Annotated in this window: 2 rRNA genes; both read left to right on the forward strand. The window is 52.1% G+C overall.

Annotated elements, in window-relative coordinates:
• Positions 1-114: 114 nt before the first annotated feature.
• Positions 115-2,992, forward strand: a 23S ribosomal RNA gene (locus tag C6P64_RS15095).
• A gap of 205 nt (positions 2,993-3,197) precedes the next feature.
• Positions 3,198-3,310, forward strand: a 5S ribosomal RNA gene (gene rrf / locus C6P64_RS15100).
• The last annotated feature ends 8 nt before the right edge of the window (positions 3,311-3,318 follow it).

Genomic DNA, 3,318 nt, shown 5'->3' on the forward strand with positions numbered 1-3,318 from the left:
TCAAATCGAGTTGAATACGGCATAACGCGTCAGGTGAGAGACCTGACAAACATTCCTTGATACTGTGGTGGCGAGGGTTCTTGCAGGAGACTGTAGGAGCCGTCAAAGTTATAGGGTCAAGTGAATAAGAGCATGTGGTGGATGCCTTGGCGATGATAGGCGAAGAAGGACGTGATAGCCTGCGATAAGCTTCGGGGAGCTGGCAAATGAGCTTTGATCCGGAGATTTCCGAATGGGGGAACCCACCTGGTAACAGGTATCGCACACTGAATACATAGGTGTGCGAGGCGAACCGAGTGAACTGAAACATCTAAGTAGCTCGAGGAAAAGACATCAACCGAGATTCCGAAAGTAGTGGCGAGCGAAATTGGAAGAGCCTGCTAGTGATAGCACAAGACTTAACAAAACGCCCTGGAAATGGCGGCCATAGTGGGTGATAGCCCCGTATGTGAAAAGACCTGTGTGGTACTGAGCTAGCGACAAGTAGGGCGGGACACGTGTAATCCTGTCTGAACATGGGGGGACCATCCTCCAAGGCTAAATACTCATCATCGACCGATAGTGAACAAGTACCGTGAGGGAAAGGCGAAAAGAACCCCGGGAGGGGAGTGAAATAGATCCTGAAACCGCATGCTTACAAAAAGTCGGAGCCCTTAGGGGTGACGGCGTACCTTTTGTATAATGGGTCAGCGACTTACATTCAGTGGCAAGCTTAACCGAATAGGGGAGGCGAAGAGAAATCGAGTCCGAATAGGGCGTCCTAGTCGCTGGGTGTAGACCCGAAACCAAGTGATCTATCCATGGCCAGGATGAAGGTGCCGTAACAGGTACTGGAGGTCCGAACCCACTAGTGTTGCAAAACTAGGGGATGAGCTGTGGATAGGGGTGAAAGGCTAAACAAACTTGGAAATAGCTGGTTCTCTCCGAAAACTATTTAGGTAGTGCCTCAAGTATTACCGACGGGGGTAGAGCACTGTTTTGGCTAGGGGGTCATGGCGACTTACCAAACCAAGGCAAACTCCGAATACCGTTGAGTACAGCTTGGGAGACAGAGCACCGGGTGCTAACGTCCGGACTCAAGAGGGAAACAACCCAGACCGCCAGCTAAGGTCCCTAAAATTGGCTAAGTGGGAAACGAAGTGGGAAGGCTAAAACAGTCAGGATGTTGGCTTAGAAGCAGCCATCATTTAAAGAAAGCGTAATAGCTCACTGATCGAGTCGTCCTGCGCGGAAGATGTAACGGGGCTCAAGCCAGTTACCGAAGCTGCGGATGCACAGTTTACTGTGCGTGGTAGGAGAGCGTTCTGTAAGCCTGTGAAGGTGGCTTGTAAAGGCTGCTGGAGGTATCAGAAGTGCGAATGCTGACATGAGTAGCGTTAAAGCGGGTGAAAAGCCCGCTCGCCGTAAGCGCAAGGTTTCCTACGCAACGTTCATCGGCGTAGGGTAAGTCGGCCCCTAAGGCGAGGCAGAGATGCGTAGCTGATGGGAAGCAGGTCAATATTCCTGCACCGATTACAAGTGCGATGTGGGGACGGATCTTAATAGGTTATCCGGCGGTTGGAAGTGCCGGTTTAGACAGAAGTAGGCGAGAGTTAGGCAAATCCGGCTCTCATATACCGAGGCTGTCGATCGAGCGAACTTGTTCGCGAAGTAACCAAACGGGGTCCCAGGAAAAGCCACTAAGCTTCAGCTTGTAATCGACCGTACCGCAAACCGACACTGGTGCGCGAGATGAGTATTCTCAGGCGCTTGAGAGAACTCGGGAGAAGGAACTCGGCAAATTGACACCGTAACTTCGGAAGAAGGTGTGCCCTAGTAGCGTGTAGTGAACAACGAAGCGCGAATGGGTTGCAAAAAATAGGTGGCTGCGACTGTTTACTAAAAACACAGCACTCTGCAAACACGAAAGTGGACGTATAGGGTGTGACGCCTGCCCGGTGCCGGAAGATTAATTGATGGGGTGCAAGCTCTTGATCGAAGTCCCGGTAAACGGCGGCCGTAACTATAACGGTCCTAAGGTAGCGAAATTCCTTGTCGGGTAAGTTCCGACCTGCACGAATGGCGTAACGATGGCCACACTGTCTCCTCCCGAGACTCAGCGAAGTTGAAATGTTTGTGATGATGCAATCTCCCCGCGGAAAGACGGAAAGACCCCATGAACCTTTACTGTAGCTTTGTATTGGACTTTGAACGGATCTGTGTAGGATAGGTGGGAGGCTTTGAAGCCAGGACGCTAGTCTTGGTGGAGCCGACGTTGAAATACCACCCTGGTGCGTTTGAGGTTCTAACCTAGGTCCCTTATCGGGATCGGGGACAGTGCATGGTAGGCAGTTTGACTGGGGCGGTCTCCTCCCAAAGCGTAACGGAGGAGTTCGAAGGTACGCTAGTTACGGTCGGACATCGTGACGATAGTGCAATGGCATAAGCGTGCTTAACTGCGAGACTGACAAGTCGAGCAGATGCGAAAGCAGGACATAGTGATCCGGTGGTTCTGTATGGAAGGGCCATCGCTCAACGGATAAAAGGTACTCTGGGGATAACAGGCTGATACCGCCCAAGAGTTCATATCGACGGCGGTGTTTGGCACCTCGATGTCGGCTCATCTCATCCTGGGGCTGTAGCCGGTCCCAAGGGTATGGCTGTTCGCCATTTAAAGAGGTACGTGAGCTGGGTTTAAAACGTCGTGAGACAGTTTGGTCCCTATCTTCCGTGGGCGCTGCAGATTTGAGGAAGCCTGCTCCTAGTACGAGAGGACCGGAGTGGACACACCTCTGGTGTACCGGTTGTCACGCCAGTGGCATCGCCGGGTAGCTATGTGTGGAAGAGATAACCGCTGAAAGCATCTAAGCGGGAAACTCGTTCCAAGATGAGATCTGCCGGGGCCTTGAGCCCCCTGAAGGGTCGTTGTAGACCACGACGTTGATAGGCTGGGTGTGGAAGTGCAGCAATGCATTAAGCTAACCAGTACTAATTGCCCGTGCGGCTTGACCCTATAACTTTGATAGACATCAAGATACACATCCATCAGGAATGTGCGTTATCCGTATCCAACCCGATACCGATCACGAAACCCCTCAAGATTGAACACGCCAGACGCCATCAAAATGCACAGCCCCACAGGCTGGACGCTGATACAATATCGACTCTATGAATTCGCTGCGCTGACCCCAACACGGTCAGCCCAGCAACCCGTTATGCCTGACGACCATAGCAAGTTGGTCCCACTCCTTCCCATCCCGAACAGGACCGTGAAACGACTTCGCGCCGATGATAGTGCAGATCCCTGTGTGAAAGTAGGTCATCGTCAGGCTCTTATGC

The organism is Malikia granosa (genome assembly GCF_002980595.1).
Classification (GTDB): Bacteria; Pseudomonadota; Gammaproteobacteria; order Burkholderiales; family Burkholderiaceae_C; genus Malikia; species Malikia granosa.